The organism is Sphingobium tyrosinilyticum (genome assembly GCF_042654265.1).
In the GTDB taxonomy this organism is placed as follows: domain Bacteria; phylum Pseudomonadota; class Alphaproteobacteria; order Sphingomonadales; family Sphingomonadaceae; genus Sphingobium; species Sphingobium tyrosinilyticum.
This window is the reverse complement of the sequence record NZ_JBHSFZ010000027.1, coordinates 1-21,342: the sequence shown is the minus strand read 5'-3', so window position 1 is coordinate 21,342 and position 21,342 is coordinate 1. Positions and strand designations below refer to the sequence as shown.

Here is a 21,342-nt window from a genome sequence, read left to right as displayed (position 1 = left end):
TCTATGTCGGCATAGCTGGCACCGACATGCGAGCGCAGCCGATCGAGGAATGTGGACCAGAGCGGTCCATCCGCCCCCACATCATACAGGGCATTAAGTAGGGCATCTTCGTCACTGTTCAGGACCCGCATCAACCCCTCCATCTCCCCTATCGCGATTTTCCACCGAAACCTTTCGCGGGATCGCCGCGCCAAGCTCAACAATAATCGATAAAGGGTGGATGGGGAACGGTTCCCTGGCGTTTCCCGCATCGACGAGCCCATCTGCGTGCTCGACAAAAAACGGCATGCCGCGCAATTCTCCCAATTGGGAGGCGCTATGGCCTGCCGCCTGTGTCAAGCCTGTCTCATGACCGGAAACAAAATCAGCGGCAGCGTCATGCCAAGAAGGATGGCGTCAGGCGCGGGAGAGGATGCATGAATTCGAATATGGCCGGCGTGTCAGCTCAGACTCTATTTCGTTGGCGCGAATATCTGGATCAACTCGCGCCACTCGCGGAGAATATTTCCGCCCTTTCGGACCGGCCTCATGATGAACAGTGGTCAGGTGAACTGCTTCAATTTCTCTATTCGCAAATATCGGTCGGATATCTGTTCATGATAAGTGACCCGCAATATCCGGAGTTCCTGCCCTATTATAATCACCTGTTCTGCCAAGGATTTCCCAATCCTGACGATACGCTCAGCCAGGCGGTGATCGACGATCAGGGAAGCTATCGCATTTCCGGCTTCCGGGGGAGCGCGAGGATCGTCTCTCTCCAATTAGGCGGCGACGTGGGATCGGTGGCGCGGATGATCGACAATCCAGCTTCTCCCGTGGGTGGCTCAAAGGGCGTGTTTGACCTCGATTCGGCAAGGCTGGCCGACGATGGCGCGTTCGAGATCCTCCTTAGCCCCGCACGACCGCACGGCTATGAGGGCGACTGGTGGAAGCTTGAATCCGAAGCAACCGCTGTGATCGTCCGGCAGCGCCACTATGACTGGTTCAACGAAGTGGACGGGCGCTTCACCATCGAACGGCTGGATGTGCCCGCCGCCAAGCCCCGCCCGTCCGCCCATGAGATAGACAGCGCTCTGAAGAAGGTCGCGCATTATATTGAAACCTATGGGAAAGTGACCTTCGACGGCCTGTCCACGCGTCACTTGCGAGCCGGACCGCCCAACATCTTCACCTGCAAGGACTATTCCGACTTTGGCGGGCTGGCGAACCAGGCCTTTGTCGAGGGCAGGTTCGAACTGGCCGGCGATGAAGCCTTGATCATCGAATCTGACGTCCCCGAACGATGCGCCTATTGGGGGTTTCATCTGACCGACGATTTCTGGCAGTCGATCGACTGGGTTAACCGGCAGTCGAGCCTGAACGGTCATACCGCCCGCATCGACGGCGACGGGAAGTTGCGGATGGTCGTTTCGGCGCAGGATCCGGGCGTACCCAACTGGCTTGATACCGCAGGCCGCGAAAAAGGGTTCGTCTATGGACGGTGGACCGACGCGTCCGATTATCCCACGCCTCATGTGATCAAATTGAAGACTGACGATGTGCTGCGACACCTTCCGTCCGACACGCCCGCTGTCACGGCAGAGGCACGGGACGCGGCGATCCGTGCGCGACGTAAGGCCATTCAGTTGCGGCACCGTTGGTAACAATCACACCGGTTCAGCCAAGGTCGCGTCGCGCCTGCTGCCCGTAAATCCTTTTTTTGATGGAGAATAGCATGACCATGCTCGACGTCGATGACCTTCTTTCGACGGCAGAAGATCGCACAGGCCTTTCAGATTTCGGTCCGGACGATTTCAGGGAAGGACTTGATGTCCTGGTGAACGGCATCAACAAGTCGGGCCTTATTCGCCACGACCGGCAGGATGCACTGCGCGAGCGGCTTCTCAATATGCTGGTCAATCGTTTATGGTTCGCCAAGGACCTGAAAGATCATCCCGAGATCGGGGATGAAGAACTGGGCTCACCGATCATCATTGCGTCCCTGCCCCGCACCGGCAGCACGAAATTGCAGCGCTTCCTCGGCGCCTCGGACGATTTCCAGGTCCTGCGCCTGTGGAGCGCCTCAAGATTTGCCCGCATACCGGGCCTCGCCGACAGCGGGAGGGACGAACGCATCCGCCAGACCTATGAATATGAAAAATGGATGTACGCGGTCTCACCGGAGATCGCCAAATGGCACCCGATGCATACCGAAGAGCCGGAAGAGGACTGCTTTCTTATGGAAAGCACTTTTCGCGAAGTGCTGAATTTCGGCGTAACCGGCACAGCAGACTTCATGGAATGGCTTCACCAGGCGGACCTGCAGCCCGCATTCGACTATTTCATCAAGGCGATCAAATATTTGCAGTGGCAGTTCCCGGCGGGCAGACACAAGCCCTGGCTGTTCAAGAACCCCTTCCATCTGGGATCGGAGGGGCGGCTTTCCCGAATCTATGCCAAGCCGCGATTCATTTTCACCCATCGTGACCCGGTCAAATGCATGCCGTCGGTCACGCACACGATGATGGCGGTGCGCAAGCTGTATTCGCACGTCGACACGAGCGAAAGCCTCGCGTCGGAAATGCTCCAGGCCTGTTCCCGGCAGACCGTCGATCATATGAAGTGGCGCGACAGCAATCCGGATGCGCTGATCCTCGACTTAAGCTTTCGCGAAGTGACGCAGGGAGGCGCGGCCGTCACGAAAAAGATATATGATTTCCTGGAGATGGACCTTTCAGAGGCGTCGCTGGCCAATATCCAGGCGTGGGAGGATCGCAATCCAAGAGACAAGCATGGCAGGACGTCCTATTCCACCCAGGAAATCGGCATGAGCGATGCGGACATACGCGCAGCCTTCGCGCCCTATATCGACCGCTTCTCCGCCTATATGTCGTGATGGAAGTGCCCCGAAACCGGGGCATGTTTGAATGGGAGTAAGCGGCGATGCTGGAATTCTGGCTGCGATATGATCTGAGAAGTCCCGCCGTTTTCGGGCGAGGCTCCGCCGAACTGGCGCGCGCGGCCATCGAACAGGTGGAATGGGCGGACAAACGCGGCTTCCACCGGGTAGAGCTGACCGAACATCACGGCACGCCCGACAATGTCAATCCATCGCCGCTCATCATGGCCGCGGCGATGGCGAGCCGCACGTCGACCATCCGTTTCCAGCCATCAGCCATCATCCTCCCACTGCATGACCCCATCCGGATCGCGGAGGACTGCATCATGGTGGACATAGTAAGTAACGGCCGGCTGGATGTCACGCTGGGGCTGGGCTACATGCCGGCCGAGTTCGCAATGTTCGGCATATCGCTGAAGGACCGCGCCCGGATCATGGACAGCAAGCTCGAAGCGCTCGGGCACGCGCTGAAGCGGGAAAGCTTCGAATATGAGGGCCGCAAGATCCGCGTCACACCATGTCCGGCTCAAGACGGCGGGCCTGCGCTCTTCATCGGTGGCGGCGTGCGGGCCGCCGCGCACCGTGCCGCCAGGTTCGGTGACGGCTATTATCCCATGACCTATCGCGACGATTATGTGGCGGAATATCGTCGTGTTTGCGCCGAACTGGGCAAGGCGCCCGGCAGGGTGATCAATGGCAATGGCGTCACCGTCATCCATATCGCGGAAGACCCCGAGCAAGCCTGGGCCGAGCTTGCACCCTATGCGCTATATGAAAACAACGCCTACGCGGCCAACGCCGCGAGTGCGGGCCAGGCCCTGCATCAACAAAGCACCGAATCCACAGAGGCGCTTCGCGCATCGGGAAACTATCTCGTCCTCACGCCGGATGAAGGTCTCTCCTACTGCCGGGAGCGACACGACCTTGGGCGACACATTGTCATCAATCCATTGATCTGCGGAGTCGACCCTGAATTTTCCTGGAAGAGCCTTGAACTGATTGCAAGCAGGATCATTCCCGAGCTTGCGGCACAGGAGAGTCCCCTGGACGGGCATGGCGGCCTGGCAAATGGATATCGATGAGTTTCGCAGATTCGGTGCCGTACAATCCATGGCAGCCACCTTCCCGATTGCTCTCCACACGACGAGACCTCCATGACGAAGGCCGATGATCACATTTAAGGTGCCGTCATGATGATGAAGATCCGGAAGACTTTTGCAACCGGCCGAGGATGCAGGATGGCGATTAGGCATTTGGAGCGAATTGCTAGTTTTGCGCATTATTCTGAATCCATCATTGCCTATTGACGGTCGCACGCCAGCCCCACATATGTCGTGGTCGAGGCTGCCGATACGTTCTGTAGCAAGACCACGCGTCCGAACTAGGGGCGGCAAAGCGACGCTTTCTAATTCCCTGATCATCGAGTGGGGCTGAGTGATTCTCTTAGCGCCACCGACGCCTCCGGTAAGGACAGTTATGTGACCGGTCATTGAAACAGATCCTCTTCCAAGGGACGAACCAGTCGGGATGCGCCCGCTTCGCCCTCGAGCCAGGACAGGCGGCGGATCAGCGCGGCAGCTATGCTTTCCGCGCCCTCGCCCGTGGCCAATGTGGCGCCCGTTGCGATTTGATCGGCGAGCGCGATCTGCGTCACGTCCAGCTTTCGTCCGTCGCGATCTGCGTCCACCCCGATGGTCGACGAGCGCTGGCAGCCCGGCCGCGCCGATGGCGATGCCGACCACGCCGTAGTGCCAAGGGACGGCCGAAGCTGCCGAAAATGAAAATGCCAATGCCCTCCGTATCCGTCCCGGCTAAAGCATCCAGCAATTGCGGCGCTGATCCGTCGGGATCCACCCGCAGCAACAAGGCCCGATCGACTTCTCCCGGTGCGAGATTGGACCGGTCGATGCCGCCATTGGCCATGACATGACCCAAAAAGGTGACGCGTGATGACAATATGGGGCGCCGAATGCACGACCGCGCTGCTTTCCCGCAGCACCACTTCCACCAGTCGAGCATATCATCCGGCGCTCCCCCTTGAAGAGAATTTTCTGCGTTACGACCAGCACGTCACCGCGCTGCAACGGCTACAACCTGCTGTGCTGAGGCTGGCGCGCAGCAGCGCGGAAAGCTGGTCTCCGGCATTGACTTCGGGAATATCCCGGGGCGGATGGATCGCAATCATTCGTGGGCCTTAGCGCAGGAGGACGGGATAGGGGAGTCGGCTTCTGATCGGGATTACGACGGCATTCTTTCTTGCCGGCCTCGTAGTCCCGGAACGTCCGCTCGATCGACTTCTCGAAAGTCTAAGTCCCAAGAAGCCGGCGCAGCAGGCTTTCGCCAGCCGGCCTGCCCAACCCAGTCATCACTCTTATTGCGCCGTCATCCCACCATCGACGACCAGCGCGGTGCCGTTGCAGAAACTCGCATCGTCCGACGCCAGGAACGCAACGGCGGCGGCAATCTCGGACGGCCGTCCCAGCCTGGCCGCCGGAATGCTCGCGGCGACGGCCTGGATTCGCGCGTCGCCTTCATTCGCATCGGCGCCCAACATTTCGGTCACGGTATAGCCGGGATTGACTGAATTCACCCGAATGCCGAACTTGGCCATCTCGATCGCCACCACCTTGGTCAGCATCTGGACAGCGCCTTTGCTCGCGCAATAGGCGGCGGCGGATTCACCGGCGACCAAAGCGGCTATCGAGGCGATATTGACGATGGCGCCCCCGCCGCCGGACGCCTGCATCTCGCGGGCCGCCGTGCGGCAGCCAAGGAACGTCATCGCCGCGTTGATGTCGACCTGGCGCCGCCAATCCGCCAGTTCCATATCGACGACGTGCGACAACACGCAGATGGCGGCATTGTTGACCAGGATGTCGAGCCGGCCGAACTCGGCCTTGGTCGCGCGCAGCACGTCGTTCCACGACGTCTCATCCGTCGCATCGTGCGCGAGGCCCAGTGCCCGATGCCCAAGGCCGGTCAGTTCGGCCGCCCGCTGGGCGACGCCCTCGCTGTTGATGTCGGTCAGGACGACATGGGCGCCTTCGTCGGCAAGTCTCGTTGCCGCTGCAAAGCCAATCCCCCTGGGCGACGCCGCGCCCGTCACGATCGCCACCTTGCCCTGCAAACCTCTCATCCTGCTTCCCTCCTTGTTCCCTCGCCCTGGCCGCCGGGCGCACGGCCGCAGCGTATGACTGAATATAGTGGGACCGCCGGGGCAGGCCCGAGCCGGCCGCCCAGGTCCCTTTCTCCCGGCTCTGAAGCTCAGCCCTGTTGGGGCGCGAGGCACTCCAATATCCGCATGTCGGTGCCGCCATCGGCGGACAGCGCCTTGATGCAGACCTGGCTCGCCCCGGCCTGAAGATGCGCGTCGATCCGCGCGCGGAGCGCATTCTCGTCACCCCAGCCCACGGTGCCGTCGATGAAGCGGTCGGAACCGCCATTTTCAAAATCCGCATCCTCAAAGCCCATGCTGCGCCACGAGTTGCGATAATTTTCCAGGCCGAGATAGAGTTCGAGTTCACCGCGCGCGATCTTGCGGGCCTTGGCGCCGTCCGGCTCCAGGATCATCGGCTGCTCGACGCACAGCCACTTGTCGGGACCCAGGATAGAACGCGCCGTCGCGGTATGTTCCGGTGTCACATTATATGTGTGTGCGCCTTGCGTGCGCGTCCCGGACAGCGCGATCATCTTCTCGCGCAGCGCGGCAAGGACGATCGGGGTCGGCGCCGCAGGCGTCGCAGCCATGTAGGGCGCCGCTTCGTAAGCGTCGAGATAGGTCCGCATCGCGGTCAGTGGCTTGGAATAATCATGCCCGCGCATTCCTTCGATCGCTTCGCGATGCGAGACGCCAAGGCCTAGGACGAAACGGCCGCCTGATTGTTCGTTGAGCGCATCCGCGCCGCCGCGCATCGCCATCGGATCGCGCGCATAGATGGTCGCGATACCGGTTGCGACAATAAGCTTGGTCGTGTTCGCCAGCAGCCAGGAAGCCGTCACAAGGGAATTGCGACCGAAACCTTCCGGAAACCAGACATGGGAATAGCCGAGCGTCTCGATGCGACGCGCAAATTCGGCGATCCGCGGCGCAGTGGCCCGCCCCAATTCTGCGGAACGATCATTTTCGAAGAAGCAGATCGGCCCGTCCAACGCGGCCCAGACGCCAAGCTTTCCTATGTTCATGGACTTCCTCCTCTCAGAATTCGGTTTCCCTTGAAAGCCACGCGGCCTGATCAGCCATGCTCCCGGCACAGCATCCAGCCAGCCCTTGATTGACCTGCCGGGGCCGCCCGCTAATCACCGCGCACTTCTTGAGCACAGTAGTCGCACGTTCGCAAGCCCGCTGCGCAAGTGCCTCGACACTTGCGAACCCGCTCCTGACTGTCAGCACCGCGCGGAGTGGCAACATTCGCCCGATGAAGACTTTTCCGGGGCATGACAAATAGGACGGGCCGTGCTACGACCAGGCTTCACCCCCATCAGATCGTCAATATTGCAGTATCTCGCTGACTAATATGTGGAAAGTTACAGCGCATAATGGAGAACAAGTCGGGCAAGAGTCGTGAAACTGCCGCAAACCTTGCCAACGCGCGCGCCTCGGCATCCAGAGGCTCCGCCACGGTTGAGGCGATCATCCGGGCGGCCGAACGGCTCTGGGGCATCCATGGCATCGAAGGCGCTTCGCTGCGCGAGATCGGCGTCGCGGCCGGTTCCGCCAACAAATCGCCCGTCGCTTATCATTTCAGCAATAGAAACGGCCTCATAGTCGCGATCTGCCGGCGCCGCGAGCCGGCCCTGGAAGTGCGCCGCCGTGCCCTTTTCGTGGCTGCGGAGGCAGAGGGGGAGCTTGGCAATACGCTCAGACTGCTGCACGCGGTATTTCAGCCTGTCTTTGAAGAGGTCGACGAGGACGGCCGGCACACCTATGCGGCCTTTCTGCGGTCGCTTATCCGTTTCCCCAGCTTTGACGGCCGCGCCATGACACAGGATCTCACGCCCACCGGCTACCGGGTTCTGGACCTGCTCAGGGAACAGGCGAGCCATCTGCCGCAGCCCCTGTTCGATGCGCGGCTGAGGCTGGTCAACCAGATATGCTATGCCGCGATTACCGACCTGGATGAAGTGCATGGGGAAAAGCCCATAGATCCACCGCTGGCGAACAAGATTTTCGACGATGCGCTCAGTGCTTCGGCGCACCTGCTGCTTCTCCACGGATAGCGGCCCGCTGTTCACACCCGTCAGGAGCAACCGAGGGAATCCTGGCCCCGTCAGCGCCAGGCTGCTCCTTAACTGCCGGGCCATCGTGTGCGGAATTAGCATAGTCATCCCATAATAGTATAAATATACTGGCGCACGCCGACTCAGCGTTGACACGCTCGGCAGAACTCCGTAGAAGCGTCCTAAGGTAGTCGCCTTAGACGGGAACATGGCTGTTGTGCGCCATCATTTTGGAGGTCGCCAGACGGTGATGCCGGAGGTGGTGGGGGCATGAATGCGGCGGAGCTTCCTGCAATGTGGAGGTGCGCCGCCGTGCGGAAGCCGTTTCCAGCTTCCAAGTCGCGGATGACTAAGAAAGAGAATATATGGCCGAGAGGGAATTGGAAGGAAAATGCGCTCTGGTAACGGGCGGAACGCGGGGCATCGGCAAGGCCGTTGTCTTCGCTCTGGCTGCAAAGGGTGCCAATGTGGCGTTCTCCTACCATTCGTCAGCAGCTGATGCGGAGCAAATTGTCAACAAATTGGAGCTTCAGGGCGTACGCGCCCGCCCCTTCCAGTCCGATCAGGCCGATCCCACTGCTGCGCAAAAGCTGGTCGACGCGGTCATGGAAAGCTTCGGGCGCCTTGACATATTGGTCAACAATGCCGGTGTTGCGAGCTTGCAGCGCCTGGGCGAAGGGTGTGATTACAGCGCACTCGACCGCCTCTGGGCCGTTAACACGCTCGGCGTCGTCGCGACGATCCGGGCGGCGGCTCATGTCATGGCGGATGAGGGCCGGATCATCACCATCGGCTCCGGCAGCGGCAGCCGCGCCGGCATGCCGACCTCGGCCGATTATTGCGGTAGCAAGGCGGCCGTCGCCGGCTATACCCGCGGCGCTGCCCACGACCTTGCCCCCCGCAAGATCACGGTTAACGTCATCGAATCCGGCATGATGGGCACGGAAATGGCGCACAGCATGCCTGACAGCGACAAGGCGCGGATCACCGCTGCCATTCCGCTTCACCGTTTCGGGGAGCTAAAGGAAATCAGCGCCCTTGTGACGTTCCTTGCCGGACCTGACGCGGCCTATATCACGGGCGCGACATTGGCAATCGACGGCGGCCTGTCGGCATAAGGCAGCGCGACATGCATTCGCAGCGAAGTCGATCGACTGCGAAGCCGAACAGACCTTGGCAAAGACCAAAGGCCAATATGGAGATCATCGGGTGAGCTATACCCACGTCGACAAGCCGATCCGGCTCGGCAATGTTGAAGTCAAGAACCGGACATTCCGCCCGGCCCACGGCACCGGCATCGGCTGGGGGGCGATGACCGATGCGCTCATCACCTATCATGAGGAGCGGGCGCGCGGCGGCGTGGGGCTGATCATCAGTGAAATCGGCTCGGTGCATCCTTCGACCGCGTTGAACCTCGACATATACAAGCCTGAGGTCGAGGACGGCATGCGCGCCTTTGCCGACCGCATCAAGCGGCACGGGACGACGCTGTTCCAGCAGCTCTGGCACGCCGGCGCCGCCTTTGGTCCCCGCGATGGTTCGCCCCCCTGGAGTGCGTCCGATATCGCCAATGTCGCAAATGGCGTCGTTCCCACGCCCATGACCAAGGTGATGATCGATGATATTATCGGCTGCTACGCCGATTGCGCCCGTCGCATGGAGCAATATGGCCTGGATGGCGTCGATATTCACGGCGCACACGGCTATCTTCCCGCCCAGTTCTTCTCTCCCAACAGCAACAAGCGGGAAGACGAATATGGCGGCAGCTTCGAGAATCGCGCGCGCTTCATAATGGAGATGATGCGCGCGATCCGGAATGCGGTGTCCAAGGACTTTGTCGTCGGGATCCGAGTCGCGACTGATCTTATCGAAAACGGCCTCAGCCTAGAGGACTATCTGAAGCTGACGCATATGCTGGAGGCCGAGAGCCTCATCGATTATGTGAACCTTTCGCTCGGAAGCTATAATCGCAACGACAAGATGATCGGCGGCATGAATGAGCCGGTCGGCTATGAACTGCCTTACAGCACCCCGATCACCCATAATGTCCAGCTGCCGACGCTGGTCACGGGGCGGTTCCGGACGCTGGAGGAATGCGACCAGGTCATTCGTGCGGGCGATGCCGACATGGTCGGCCTTGTTCGGGCGATGATAGCTGACCCCTATTTAGTGTCCAAGAGCCTCGCTGGTGAGCCCGACAAGGTGCGCCCGTGCATCGCCTGCAACCAGGCCTGCGTGACCAACCAGATGTTCGGCCTGCCCATCGAATGCGCGGTCAATGCAGGTGCCGGGCATGAGCTTGAGCGCGGCGACCATTTGCTCAAGCCCGCAGAACAGCCGCACAAGGTCGTGGTCGTGGGCGGCGGCCCGGCGGGGCTTGAGGCGGCTCGAGTGGCAGCGCTGCGCGGGCACAATGTCACGCTGGTGGAAGCCAATTGCCATCTCGGCGGGTCGATGCGCGCCGCGGCAAAGGCGCCGACGCGGCATCAGATGATCGACATCATCACCTGGCTCGAAGAGGAAGTGTATCGCCTGGGCGTCGAGGTTCAACTCAGCACCTATGTCGAGGCCGACGACGTCCTCGCCATGGCCCCGGATTCCGTAGTCGTCGCCACCGGCGCACTGGAACGGATGGATGGGGTGCAGATCTCCCACCCCGGCGAGCCGATCACGGGCGTCGAACGGCGCGGCGTCATATCTTCGACCGAGCTTTTCATGATGACGCCCGCTCAGCTGGGCAAGACGGCCGTGGTGATCGACGATGTTGGCCATTATGAAGCGCTGGGATCGGCGGAGTTCCTGATCAACCAAGGCCTGGAAGTCGTCTACGTGACGCCCAAGCGCGAAATTGCACCGCTGGTCTGGCCGACGCTCATGCTCGACCCGTTCCTGCAGCGCATGCAGGGCAAGCCCTTCCGCTACATGATCCGTACCCGCGGCATCGCCATAGAAGACGGGCAGGTCGTGGTCGGCCCGGCCCATCTGCAGGCGACGCTGCAGGACTCGACGGTGCTACCGGCTGACACCGTGGTCCTGGTTTCCGGCAACCGGCAGAACCGGGACGTGTATGACGGGCTGATGGGCCGCGTTGCCCACATGTATGTTGTCGGCGATGCAAACTCGCCCCGTTATCTGCAGGCCGCCATCCGCGAGGGGCATCTCGCCGGAGCGACGGCCTGACGACTTCAACGGCAGGTGGGGTCATCCTCTGCGTGGAGAAGGCGGCACAATAAGGTCCAGGAGCATCCGTGCCGACGCGATCGGATCGGAACAGGCTCCGGAACTAGATTGGGAACATGGCGGAGGCAGGTCACCCGCCCTATCGGTCGAGAGGATTTGAATGATGAGCGACAAGAAGACCGTAGCTGTATTATGCGCGAGCAGCCGCATGGGTCAGGCGGAGGTGCGAGAACTGCTCGCGCAGGGCCATTCTCCCCTCGCGATCTCGCGAAGCAGCGATATCTTCATGCGCGACGAGTTCCGCGGCACGGAAGTCGTCAATGCGGACTTTTCGGACGTCGCCGCGCTCCAGGCCGCATTTGCCGGAGCGGATGCCATTCTGAGCGCCATTCCGTCACTAGCGGGCGAAAAATCCCCCGACTATGCTCATAACCTTGTCGCCGCCGCAAAGCAGGCCGGGGTTCGCCGGATCGTCCATAATTCCATGATGTGGGCTCCTGATGAGCCGTGTGGCGAGCCTTTTTACGACGCGGTGCTGGAGCTGGAAAATATCATCGCCAGCTCCGGCCTTGATGTGACGATCTTCCGTCCCGTGCTCTTCATGGACAATCTGCTCACTCGCTTCGCCAAGCCCAATCTGATTAAGCATAGCCTCTATCGCTACTGCCAGCGGCCCGGTTTGCTGGCGAACTGGATTGCCATGGATGATGTCGCGAAATTCATGGTCGCAGCTTTGACGAAGGACGACCTGATCGGGCGGCGGATCGCGATCGGCGGGGCCGAGACCCTGGCGGTGGAAGAGGTCGTCGACATCCTGTCGTCCACTCTCCATCGGCCGATTACCTACGAATATGAAGATCCCTATGAATGGGGCGCCCGCGTCCATGAGGAGGTCGGGCTCGCCGCGGTCATGCCGCGCGATTTCTACGCGCAGGCAATGGGGCATTTCTACACCTTCAACAATGAATCGCCCCATCGGCCGTTCCAGGTCGACATGAAGCCGGTGCTTGAAGACATCCCGGTGCGCACGATCACGCTTCGGGAATGGGCCGCCAAGCAGGACTGGTCGCTGAACGCTGAAGAGGGGAATGCGGTCGGCTCGCTATCGGGCTGAAGCGCCGCCACCTGTCGGACCAGTTCAGATACAAGATTAGGAGTTCCTCATGAAGAAGATGATCGTATTCATTAAGAAGAAGGAAGGGATGTCCTTCGAAGATTTCCGCAACCATTATGAGAATGTCCATGTGCCGCTGTGTGGCGAACGGATCGGCCACCTGATACAGGAATTCCGGCGCTATTATCCGCAGAACCTGAACAACCTCTACCATGGTCGGCCCGATGCGGATGCAGGGCATGACAGTGGAACCTGTTACGATGCGGTTGCGGTCTACACGATCAAGGATGAAGCCGCGCTGCAGGAACTGATCAGGATCGGCCAAGACCCGGGCTTCCAGCGGATCATCACAGAAGATGAGGAGCGTTTCTGTGACCGTGCGGCCACAGTTGAGGGGTTTGCAGACGAATTTTTCGGCTCAGGCCTGAACGGCTAGTATTTAGGTCCGAGACAATTTAAGCATCACTCTTGGGAGTTGCTGTGCTGGCCTCGCGTCAAAGATGGTCGTCCTTTATAGGATATCAATCCTACGCCTGGCTGTCACGATCTCCGCGTTTCAGGAGTGCGGCCATAACGGCTGCTCTCAACAATGTATCGAGAGGGGACGTAATGAAAACCAATATAAAGACCAGACTGTTGTGGGGCACATCCTGTCTGTTGGGGCTCACCACCGTGGCGCCGGTCCAAGCAAAGGATAGCGAGCCTGCTCAGGCGGTTCAGGCAGCCGAAGCGCCGGCCGTTGGCGACATCATCGTCACCGCTCAGCGTCGCTCTGAGCGCCTTCAGGATGTGCCGGTGGCGATCACGGCTGTTTCTCCCGAAATAGCAACCCAGCTCGGCCTGCGCAACATGCGGGACATTCAGCTCGCCATGCCCGGCACCGATTTCACGCAAGCCAGCGGCTTCCTTTCGCTATTCATTCGCGGGGTCGGCATCCAATACTCGACGCCTGGCCTTGAATCTCCGGTCGCGATCTACCTCGATGGCGCATACATCCCTAGAGCGGGTGGAGTGAATTCGCTTTTGGACCTCGTCGACCCTGGGACGATCGAAGTGCTCCGCGGGCCTCAAGGCACACTTTACGGCCGCAACGCGACCGGCGGCGTTATCCGCATCAACAGCGCCGCCCCGACTGACAAGTTCGAAGGCCGCATCCTCGCTGAATATGGCCGTTTCGATCACAAGCAGATCGACGGCATGCTGAACGTGCCCGTGTCGGACACGCTGAGCGTCCGCTTCGCCGGCCGCTTCAAGAAGGAAGACGGCTACATCACCAACCTCGACGGCACCAAGTTGGCCGCCCAGAACAATTATACCGCGCGCGGTCGGTTCAAGTGGGAGCCGACCGATAGCTTCAGCCTGAGCGGCGGTGTGGAATGGCAGCGCAGCAAGGCGCGCAACTATAATGACGAACTCCTACTGGGTGCGCCGACTTGTTACGTCTGCCAGTCGACCGGCCAGACGCCGGGCGGGTTCTATGAAGGGGTTCAGACTGACACCGGCCCTTATTACAACCGCATGTTCCGCGCCGATCTGCGCGCCGACTTGAGCCTCGGCGATTTCGATCTGAGCAGCACCACCACCTATTTCACCAATTTTAGTGAGCAGTACGCGGACAACGATTTTAACCCTGAAAACGTCTTCATTTTCGCGGTGCCGCGCAATGGCGGCAAGTCCTACTCGCAGGAAATCCAAGTCACATCGAATCTGGAAGGCCCGTTCAACTATTTGTTCGGCGTCAACTACTTCTACGACAAGAGCTTCCTGGATATCGCGCTGACCGGATCAGCTTATGATTTCGCTCTGACGGGTGCCGGTTCCTATCCGCGCAACAATGCCAATGTGAAGACCCAGTCCGTTTCGGCCTTCGTGGAGGGCACCTACAAGCTGACCGACCAGATCAAGGTCACGGCCGGCGGCCGCTACACCTATGACGAGCGCGATCTGTCGGTGACGAACAGCACCGGCTTCCAGTTGTTCGGCGCGCCGGCAGCCTTCAACAGCTCGGCCTCGTTCCGTGCTTTCACGCCCCGTTTCGTGCTCGCTTGGGACAACGGCCCGTTGAACGTCTATTACAGCTTCACGCGCGGCTTCAAGGCAGGCGGATTCTCTACGCCCGCTCCGTTCCCCGGCAACGCGATCAACCCGGAAAAGGTGTTCAACCACGAAGTCGGGATCAAGAACTCGGCGCTTGGGGGCAAGCTGCGCAGCAGCCTCGCTGTCTTCTACTACAAGAACAAGGGGCTCCAGCAGCAGATCATCGACGCAACGGGTGCGGGCACAAGGACCGAGAATGTCGGCGCGGCCGAAGGTTATGGCGCGGAACTGGAGATCAACGGCGATCCGATGCGCGGCCTCGTCATCGGCGCTTCAGCTGCCTATCTACACGCTGAATATGAAAGCTACCCCAACGCGTCGCAGATCTGTTTCGATCCCACGGGCACGTTGAACACCCAAGCTCCGGGCGCCACTCTCTATCCCTGCTCGATTGATCTGTCGGGCACCCGGGTTCCGCACGCACCGCGCATAACGGCGTCGCTGAACGGCAGCTACACGTTTGACATCGGGAGCTGGCGCGCCAATCTAGCGGGCGTCGCGCAGTATCGCTCGCGCTTCCTATTCTGGCCGGGCGCCGGTGGTCCGCTGGGCCTGGACCAGCAGAAGGGCTATGTCGTCGCCAACTTCTCGGGCTATGTCAGCCCTCCGGGCGATCAGCTGCGTCTGGGCTTCTACCTGGATAACGCGTTTAACAAGCGGTACACGACCAACATCACGACTGGCGCGCCCTATGGTGTGAACTTCAACGCCGCCAAGCCGCGTACATACGGCGTTCGCGCGGAATATCGCTTCTGATCGCAGGTGGCGGTGAGCGTCGTAATGCAGTTTTCTGCCCTCTGTTGATCATAGCTTTGCACGAGCGGCCGCACCGGGCCGCTCGTGTTTCCGCCCGCTTAGCTCGTCAATTGACGAAATAACTTAGTTAGGATGCTTCTTAGCAGCCGTAGACTAGAAATTTACTAGAGCCTGGTTCCTGAACCAGGTGGTAGATTTCCTCCTTCAGATATTCCACGGAGTTTGTGCATGAACACGCTGCTCAATCACCTTGCGCCCTGGCCCGAATATGACTTCGCTGAATTCGGCCCGGTCACGATCGAACCGCTCGGCCGCATTCAGCAGCTGACAGCATCCTTCCTCGGCCGAAACTGGGTGGCCATTCCGCATGTCACCCATCATGACGAAGCCGACGTGACTGATCTGGAAGCGGATCGCAAGCGCTGGAACGCAGCCAATCCAGGAGCGAAGGCAACACTCCTCGCTCCGGTCGTCAAGGCACTTGCAGAAGCATTGGCCGCCTTTCCCCTGTTCAACAGTTCGCTTTTGGCGGACGGGAAGACTATCGTGCGGAAATCCTACACTCATATCGGCGTTGCGGTGGACACACCCCAAGGATTGCTAGTGCCCGTAGTTCGCGATTGCGATATGAAGTCTGCAGCAGAGATACAGGCGGAAATCCAAGCCATTTCAACCAAGGCGAGGACCAAAGGTCTGTCCATGACGGAAATGGCGGGCGGAAGCATGACCGTCTCTTCGCTCGGACATATTGGCGGCACCGGCTTCACGCCGATTATAAATGCGCCGGAGGTCGCCATTCTGGGCCTGACCAAGCTTCAGCCGCGTCCCATGCCTGGTGCAGACGGTGGGATAAATTGGCGGCTGATGCTGCCACTGTCGCTCAGCTACGATCATCGCGTGATCAACGGCGCCGACGCCGCCCGCTTCACCCAAAAGGTAGCCGATGGGCTCGCGGAGTTCAGCTACGAATAAGGCGGCGGGGGAATCGAGAACTACGGTATGATTAAAAAACTTTACCTCGATGCTGCGAGTGCGTTGGAGGGCCTTCTCTTTGACGGGATGCATTTGTGCGCGGGCGGTTTCGGGCTGTGCGGCATTCCGGAACGGCTGATCGACGCGATCCGGGATTCGGGCGTCAAGGATTTGACCATCGCCTCCAACAATGCCGGGATCGATGGCGAGGGTCTGGGCAAGTTGCTGCGCACGCGGCAGGTGAAGAAGATGATCTCCTCCTATGTCGGGGAGAATAAGGAATTCGAGCGGCAATTTCTGGCCGGCGAATTGGAGGTGGAGTTCTGCCCCCAGGGCACGCTGGCCGAACGTTGCCGGGCGGGGGGCGCGGGCATTCCGGGCTTCTATACCAAGACCGGCGTCGGGACCGCCGTGGCCGAGGGCAAGGAAGTGAAAAGCTTCGACGGGCAGGATTATATTCTGGAACGCGGCATCTTCGCGGACGTGGCGATCATCAAGGGCTGGAAGGCCGATGAGAGCGGCAATCTGATCTTCCGCAAGACCGCGCGCAATTTCAACCAGCCGATGGCGACCGCCGCGAAGATCTGCGTGGCCGAAGTCGAGGAAGTGGTGCCGACCGGCAGCCTCGATCCCGATGCGATCCATCTGCCGGGCATTTATGTGAAGCGCATGATCGTCGGCGCGCCTTACGACAAGAAGATCGAATTCCGCACCGTTCGCCAGAGGGAGACCGCATAATGGCCCAGGAAACCAAAGGCTGGAGCCGTGATGAAATGGCCGCGCGGGCGGCCAAGGAACTGCAGGACGGTTTCTATGTGAACCTCGGCATCGGCATTCCGACGCTGGTGGCGAACCATATTCCCGATGGCGTCGAGGTGACGCTCCAGTCGGAGAATGGCATGCTGGGCATCGGTCCCTTCCCCTATGAGGGCGAGGAGGACGCTGACCTCATCAATGCGGGCAAGCAGACGATCAGTGAATTGCCGCAATCGGCCTATTTCTCCAGCGCCGACAGTTTCGCGATGATCCGGGGCGGGCATATCGACCTGACCGTGCTGGGCGCGATGGAAGTGGCAGAGAATGGCGACATCGCCAACTGGATGATTCCCGGCAAGATGATAAAGGGCATGGGCGGCGCGATGGACCTGGTCGCGGGCGTCAAGAAGATCATCGTCGTCATGGAGCACACATCCAAGGATGGATCGCCCAAATTCATCCCGGCCTGCACCCTGCCGCTGACCGGAAAGAATGTGGTCGACATGATCGTCACGGACCTGTGCGTCTTCATGCGCGCAGACTATGACAGCCCCTTCAAGCTCGTCGAACTCGCTCCGGGCGTGACGGCGGAGGAAGTCGCCGCTAAAACGTCGGCGAAATACGCCTGAACAATTTGGACAACTCCATCCCAGCGAGCCCACCCCATCATATGAGCAACGCTGGCCCGGATTTAACATAATGCTTGCCTGCCATTATTGAGAATAAGCATCTTGATGCCGCGCTGATGCCGGCTAAGTAGATGCAGGCAATCATGCTGCAGGGCTGATCTACGCGCCGGCCGGCGGAATCATGCTCAATCTCGATGTCCAGGTTCAAGAGCGCATCCGACTTTTGTTCGACATCTTCACGCGACTGGGAACCGCAAAGGCGGTGGTGCGCTATCTGCGCCGGGCCGATCTTGCCCCGCCGGTCAGGCCGTTGAAGGGACCGGCGCCCCACGAACTAGCCTGGCGCAATGCAACCGATGCGCGTGTGCTCAATATTCTGAAAAACCCTGCTTATGCTGGAGCCTATGTCTACGGACGTCGGTGGGCCGCGCCAGAAAAGCGAAACGAGGGGGGGAAGAACCCGACGCGCGCTGTTCCGCGAGAACAGTGGGAAGTCTGCATGTTGATTACCGTTGAGAAGTGACCCGGGATTTCCACCGAGAAGTGACCCATGTTGAACTCACCCCTGGCTTTGGCGAGCGAGGGGTCATGGAGTGTTGGACATGGCGTTATTGAGCGTTATCCGGCGCTGGCATTTCCGCGATCATCTTTCGATCCGCGAGATTGCGCGGCGTACCGGGCTGTCACGTAATACGATCCGTAAATATCTACGTTCGGACACGATTGAGCCGCGGTTCAAGGTGCCCGATCGACCGAGCAAACTGGACCCGTTCGCGGAGCGGCTGTCGGCCTGGCTGAGACGGGAGATGGGTCGGACCCGCAAGCAGAAGCGGACGATGAAGCAGCTGCATGCCGATCTGGTCAGCCTGGGCTATGACGGCTTCTACAATCGGGTGGCGGCCTTGCCCGGGACTGGCGCGATGATTATCGTCGTGAGCAACAGATGAGCGGGCGCGGGACATTCGTGCCGCTGTCCTTCGCACCGGGGGAAGCATTCCAGTTGATTGGAGCGAGGATTGGGCGATCATCGGCGGCGTGCGCACCAAGCTGCAGGTCGCCCACTTCAAGCTCAGCTACAGCCGGGCCTTCCTCGTGCGGGCCTATCTGCTCCAGACCCACGAGATGCTGTTCGACGCCCATAATCATGCGTTCCGCGTGCTGGGTGCGTTCCGCGCCGTGGGATTTACGACAATATGCGCACTGCCGTCGACAAGGTCGGGTGCGGCAAGGAGCGCAACGTCAACAACCGCTTCCTCACCATGGTCAGTCACTATCTGTTCGAGGCCGAGTTCTGTAATCCGGCAGCGGGCTGGGAAAAGGGCTAGGTCGAGAAGAATGTTCAGGATGCCCGTCATCGGCTATGGCAACCCACGCCGCAGGCGGAAAGCCTGGATGCCCTGAACCTGTGGCTGGAGGAGCGCTGCAAGGAGCTGTGGCAGGATATCCCGCACGGGCGAACCGGGTTCGGTCGCCGATGCCTGGGCCGATGAAGTGGAAAGCCTGATGCCGGTGGGCAGACCGTTCGATGGCTTTGTCGAATATGGCAAACGGGTGTCCCCGACCTGCCTGATCCACTTGGAACGCAACCGTTACAGCGTTCCGGCGTCCTTCGCCAATCGGCCCGTCAGCCTTCGGGTCTATCCCGATCGCTTCCTGGTCGTCGCAGAGGGACAGGTCATATGCGAGCATCAGCGCATCATCGACCGATCCCATGACGGTCCCGGCCACACCGTCTATGACTGGCGTCATTATCTCGCCGTCGTTCAACGCAAGCCCGGCGCCCTGCGCAACGGCGCGCCCTTCCTTGAGCTGCCCGAGCCCTTCCAACGCCTGCAACGGCATCTGCTGCGCAATCCCGGCGGCGACAGGGAGATGGTCGAGATCCTGGCGCTGGTCCTCCATCATGACGAGCAGGCGGTGCTGACCGCCGTCGCCATGGCGCTGGATGCAGGCGTTCTGACCAAGACGCACATCCTCAACCTGCTGCACCGGCTGCTCGATGGAAAACCGCTCTCGACGCCGCCGGTGACGGTGCCACAGGCGTTGAGGCTGGTCAGTGAGCCGATGGCCAATGTCGAACGCTACGATGCCCTGCGCCGGGAGAACCGTCATGCGTCATGATCCCGCCACCGGCGCCCTCGTCGTGATGCTGCGCGGCCTGAAAATGCCCAGCATGGCCCAGGCTGTGACCGACCTCATGCAGCAGGGATCGCCCGCTTCGAGGCGGCGGTGCCAATCCTCTCCCAGTTGCTGAAAGCCGAGACGGCCGAACGAGAGGTCCGGTCCGTGGCCTATCAGCTCAAGTTCGCGCGGTTCCCGGCCTATCGCGATCTGGCGGGCTTCGACTTTGCCAGCAGCGAGGTGAATGAGGCGCTGGCGCGCCAGTTGCATCGATGCGACTTTATCGATGTCGCCGACAATGTGGTGCTGTCGGCGGCCCGGGCACCGGCAAAACCCATGTCGCCACGGCGCTGGGTGTTCAGGCTATCGAGCATCACCGAAAGCGCGTCCGCTTCTTCTCCACGGTCGAGTTGGTCAACGCCCTCGAACAGGAAAAGGCCCAGGGGCGAACCGGGCAGATCGCCAACCGGCTCGTGCACTCCGATCTCTTCGTCCTGGACGAACTGGGCTCTCTGCCGTTCAGCGCCTCCGGGCGGCGCGCTGCTCTTCCACCTGCTGAGCAAACTCTACGAGCGCACCAGCGTCATCATCACCACCAACCTGAGCTTCGGCGAATGGGCTACCGTGTTCGGCGATGCCAAGATGACCACCGCGCTGCTCGATCGGCTCACCGATCACTGCCACATCCTGGAGACCGGCAACGATAGCTTCCGGTTCAAGAACAGCTCCGCCCACTAGGCCAAAACCAGAAAGGAGAAACCCGCATCTTGACCCACCTATGACATCCGAAACATAACCATCAGGCGGGTCACTTCTAACGGTAATCAACAAGCACACTCCGATCAGCTTCGCGCGGAAGCGCCAGTTTTATGCGGATGGCAGGCCTGCCAGCCATTCCACCACCCTTGCGATGTTACATTATGCTAAAGTGAAGATTTCCTCGTCTTCGGCAGGAGCCGTGTGTTAAGCGGGGCACATCGAAGGCGAGCACACGATTTCCGCTCAAGTTGCAGAAGTCACCTTCTCCGGCGGGAGCGACTTGTCCAATTTCCGCTTCGCGATCAGCCAGCTGTCGCCGATTTTCACATATTCATCGTCATATCGAACATAGAAGCGCAGACGCTCCCCAGTTTTGCGCATGGTTTCGACAAGCGCAAACGCCGTTCCCCGCCCCGACGTTGCAGTGAGGTCCGAAATGATGTGGTTTGTGATCAAATGGATGATGTGATGAACATTTTCCTTGATCTTCGCACCATAAGAACGGATCGCGTCCCTGCCGGCAAACAGCGCGTCTGCAAAAAATGCGCTCTCATCGAGGACCGCGTCAGGCGCGAATATCTGAGCCCAATTGTCCGGTTCGAATGTGTCAACGTAGAGCGCATATTTGAAGTTAAGTTCCTGAATGTTCAGGCGATCTTCGATGCTCATCCAATCATCTCCTATGAGAAAACACCCGTTGCATATCTCTTTGGTCCAATGTCATCATATTGCCCGATTGTCTGGCCTAATGCTGGGCATGTCACATCATCTTTGTGGATTGCCTTCATTTTGCACGAAGGCGATGATGTCTTCGGTTTTGGATCCTGCGCCGAACACGCCTGCGACGCCCATTTCCTTGAGCT

At 60.1% G+C, this 21,342-nt stretch carries 19 protein-coding genes and 2 pseudogenes; 15 read left to right on the top strand and 6 right to left on the bottom strand.

The genetic code is table 11. From position 1 onward, the window contains the following. Positions 1-111 precede the first annotated feature (111 nt). Complete coding sequence (locus ACFO3E_RS12855) at positions 112-339, bottom strand: hypothetical protein (RefSeq protein WP_380805238.1); 228 nt, start codon at positions 337-339, stop codon at positions 112-114. Positions 340-416: 77 nt separating this feature from the next. Between ACFO3E_RS12855 and ACFO3E_RS12850 the strand changes: the two genes are divergently transcribed. The 3 genes from ACFO3E_RS12850 (at position 417) to ACFO3E_RS12840 (ending at position 3,960) form a co-directional block, all read left to right on the top strand. After that, positions 417-1,643: a DUF1214 domain-containing protein gene (locus ACFO3E_RS12850; protein ID WP_380805235.1), complete on the top strand. Its 1,227-nt coding sequence runs from the start codon at positions 417-419 to the stop codon at positions 1,641-1,643. 71 nt (positions 1,644-1,714) lie between these two features. After that, entirely contained in the window at positions 1,715-2,875 is a 1,161-nt protein-coding gene (locus ACFO3E_RS12845; protein WP_380805233.1) for a sulfotransferase family protein, read from the top strand. A 47-nt stretch (positions 2,876-2,922) separates the two neighbouring features. Next, positions 2,923-3,960 (top strand): LLM class flavin-dependent oxidoreductase, encoded by a 1,038-nt coding sequence (locus ACFO3E_RS12840; RefSeq protein WP_380805231.1) that lies wholly within the window; start codon positions 2,923-2,925, stop codon positions 3,958-3,960. 404 nt (positions 3,961-4,364) lie between these two features. Here ACFO3E_RS12840 and ACFO3E_RS12835 read toward each other — a convergent pair whose 3' ends face one another. The 4 genes from ACFO3E_RS12835 to ACFO3E_RS12820 form a co-directional block, all read right to left on the bottom strand. Further along, positions 4,365-4,532, bottom strand: coding sequence for a hypothetical protein (locus tag ACFO3E_RS12835; RefSeq protein WP_380805228.1), 168 nt, complete (start codon positions 4,530-4,532; stop codon positions 4,365-4,367). Then, positions 4,529-4,801, bottom strand: coding sequence for a hypothetical protein (locus ACFO3E_RS12830; protein ID WP_380805225.1), 273 nt, complete (start codon positions 4,799-4,801; stop codon positions 4,529-4,531). The genes ACFO3E_RS12835 and ACFO3E_RS12830 overlap by 4 nt, the downstream gene beginning before the upstream one ends. A gap of 448 nt (positions 4,802-5,249) precedes the next feature. Next, on the bottom strand, positions 5,250-6,014 hold the full coding sequence (locus tag ACFO3E_RS12825) for an SDR family NAD(P)-dependent oxidoreductase (RefSeq protein ID WP_380805223.1): 765 nt from the start codon (positions 6,012-6,014) through the stop codon (positions 5,250-5,252). A gap of 128 nt (positions 6,015-6,142) precedes the next feature. Further along, positions 6,143-7,060 carry a TIGR03620 family F420-dependent LLM class oxidoreductase gene (locus ACFO3E_RS12820; protein WP_380805220.1) on the bottom strand — a complete coding sequence of 306 codons (918 nt, stop codon included), beginning with the start codon at positions 7,058-7,060 and terminating at the stop codon, positions 6,143-6,145. Between the two features lie 354 nt (positions 7,061-7,414). Here ACFO3E_RS12820 and ACFO3E_RS12815 point away from each other — a divergent pair, with 354 nt between their 5' ends. From ACFO3E_RS12815 to istB, 12 genes and pseudogenes are all read left to right on the top strand, one after another. Next, the gene (locus ACFO3E_RS12815; RefSeq protein ID WP_380805218.1) at positions 7,415-8,095 is read left to right on the top strand and encodes a TetR/AcrR family transcriptional regulator; all 681 of its coding nucleotides are present in this window, start codon (positions 7,415-7,417) and stop codon (positions 8,093-8,095) included. 365 nt (positions 8,096-8,460) lie between these two features. Beyond that, positions 8,461-9,213 carry an SDR family oxidoreductase gene (locus tag ACFO3E_RS12810; protein WP_380805215.1) on the top strand — a complete coding sequence of 251 codons (753 nt, stop codon included), beginning with the start codon at positions 8,461-8,463 and terminating at the stop codon, positions 9,211-9,213. 91 nt (positions 9,214-9,304) lie between these two features. After that, positions 9,305-11,275, top strand: coding sequence for an oxidoreductase (locus tag ACFO3E_RS12805; protein ID WP_380805212.1), 1,971 nt, complete (start codon positions 9,305-9,307; stop codon positions 11,273-11,275). 160 nt (positions 11,276-11,435) lie between these two features. After that, entirely contained in the window at positions 11,436-12,389 is a 954-nt protein-coding gene (locus ACFO3E_RS12800) for an SDR family oxidoreductase (protein WP_380805210.1), read from the top strand. 49 nt (positions 12,390-12,438) lie between these two features. Further along, the gene (locus ACFO3E_RS12795; RefSeq protein WP_380805207.1) at positions 12,439-12,825 is read left to right on the top strand and encodes an EthD domain-containing protein; all 387 of its coding nucleotides are present in this window, start codon (positions 12,439-12,441) and stop codon (positions 12,823-12,825) included. Between the two features lie 173 nt (positions 12,826-12,998). Beyond that, positions 12,999-15,242: a TonB-dependent receptor gene (locus tag ACFO3E_RS12790; protein WP_380805205.1), complete on the top strand. Its 2,244-nt coding sequence runs from the start codon at positions 12,999-13,001 to the stop codon at positions 15,240-15,242. A gap of 228 nt (positions 15,243-15,470) precedes the next feature. Beyond that, positions 15,471-16,214 (top strand): 2-oxo acid dehydrogenase subunit E2, encoded by a 744-nt coding sequence (locus ACFO3E_RS12785; protein WP_380805202.1) that lies wholly within the window; start codon positions 15,471-15,473, stop codon positions 16,212-16,214. Positions 16,215-16,241: 27 nt separating this feature from the next. Then, the gene (locus ACFO3E_RS12780) at positions 16,242-16,952 is read left to right on the top strand and encodes a CoA transferase subunit A (RefSeq protein ID WP_380805200.1); all 711 of its coding nucleotides are present in this window, start codon (positions 16,242-16,244) and stop codon (positions 16,950-16,952) included. Further along, a complete protein-coding gene (locus ACFO3E_RS12775; protein ID WP_380805197.1) occupies positions 16,952-17,599 on the top strand; it encodes a CoA transferase subunit B in 648 nt (215 codons plus the stop codon). The genes ACFO3E_RS12780 and ACFO3E_RS12775 overlap by 1 nt, the downstream gene beginning before the upstream one ends. 181 nt (positions 17,600-17,780) lie before the next feature. Then, positions 17,781-18,122 carry a recombinase family protein gene (locus ACFO3E_RS12770; protein WP_380805195.1) on the top strand — a complete coding sequence of 114 codons (342 nt, stop codon included), beginning with the start codon at positions 17,781-17,783 and terminating at the stop codon, positions 18,120-18,122. Positions 18,123-18,201: 79 nt separating this feature from the next. After that, positions 18,202-19,720: pseudogene (gene istA, locus ACFO3E_RS12765) on the top strand (IS21 family transposase). Beyond that, positions 19,710-20,458, top strand: a pseudogene (gene istB, locus ACFO3E_RS12760) (IS21-like element helper ATPase IstB). Before istA ends, istB begins: the two co-directional pseudogenes overlap by 11 nt. A gap of 264 nt (positions 20,459-20,722) precedes the next feature. Here the strand turns inward: istB and ACFO3E_RS12755 are convergent. Then, positions 20,723-21,148 carry a nuclear transport factor 2 family protein gene (locus ACFO3E_RS12755; RefSeq protein WP_380805192.1) on the bottom strand — a complete coding sequence of 142 codons (426 nt, stop codon included), beginning with the start codon at positions 21,146-21,148 and terminating at the stop codon, positions 20,723-20,725. Positions 21,149-21,342 lie beyond the last annotated feature (194 nt).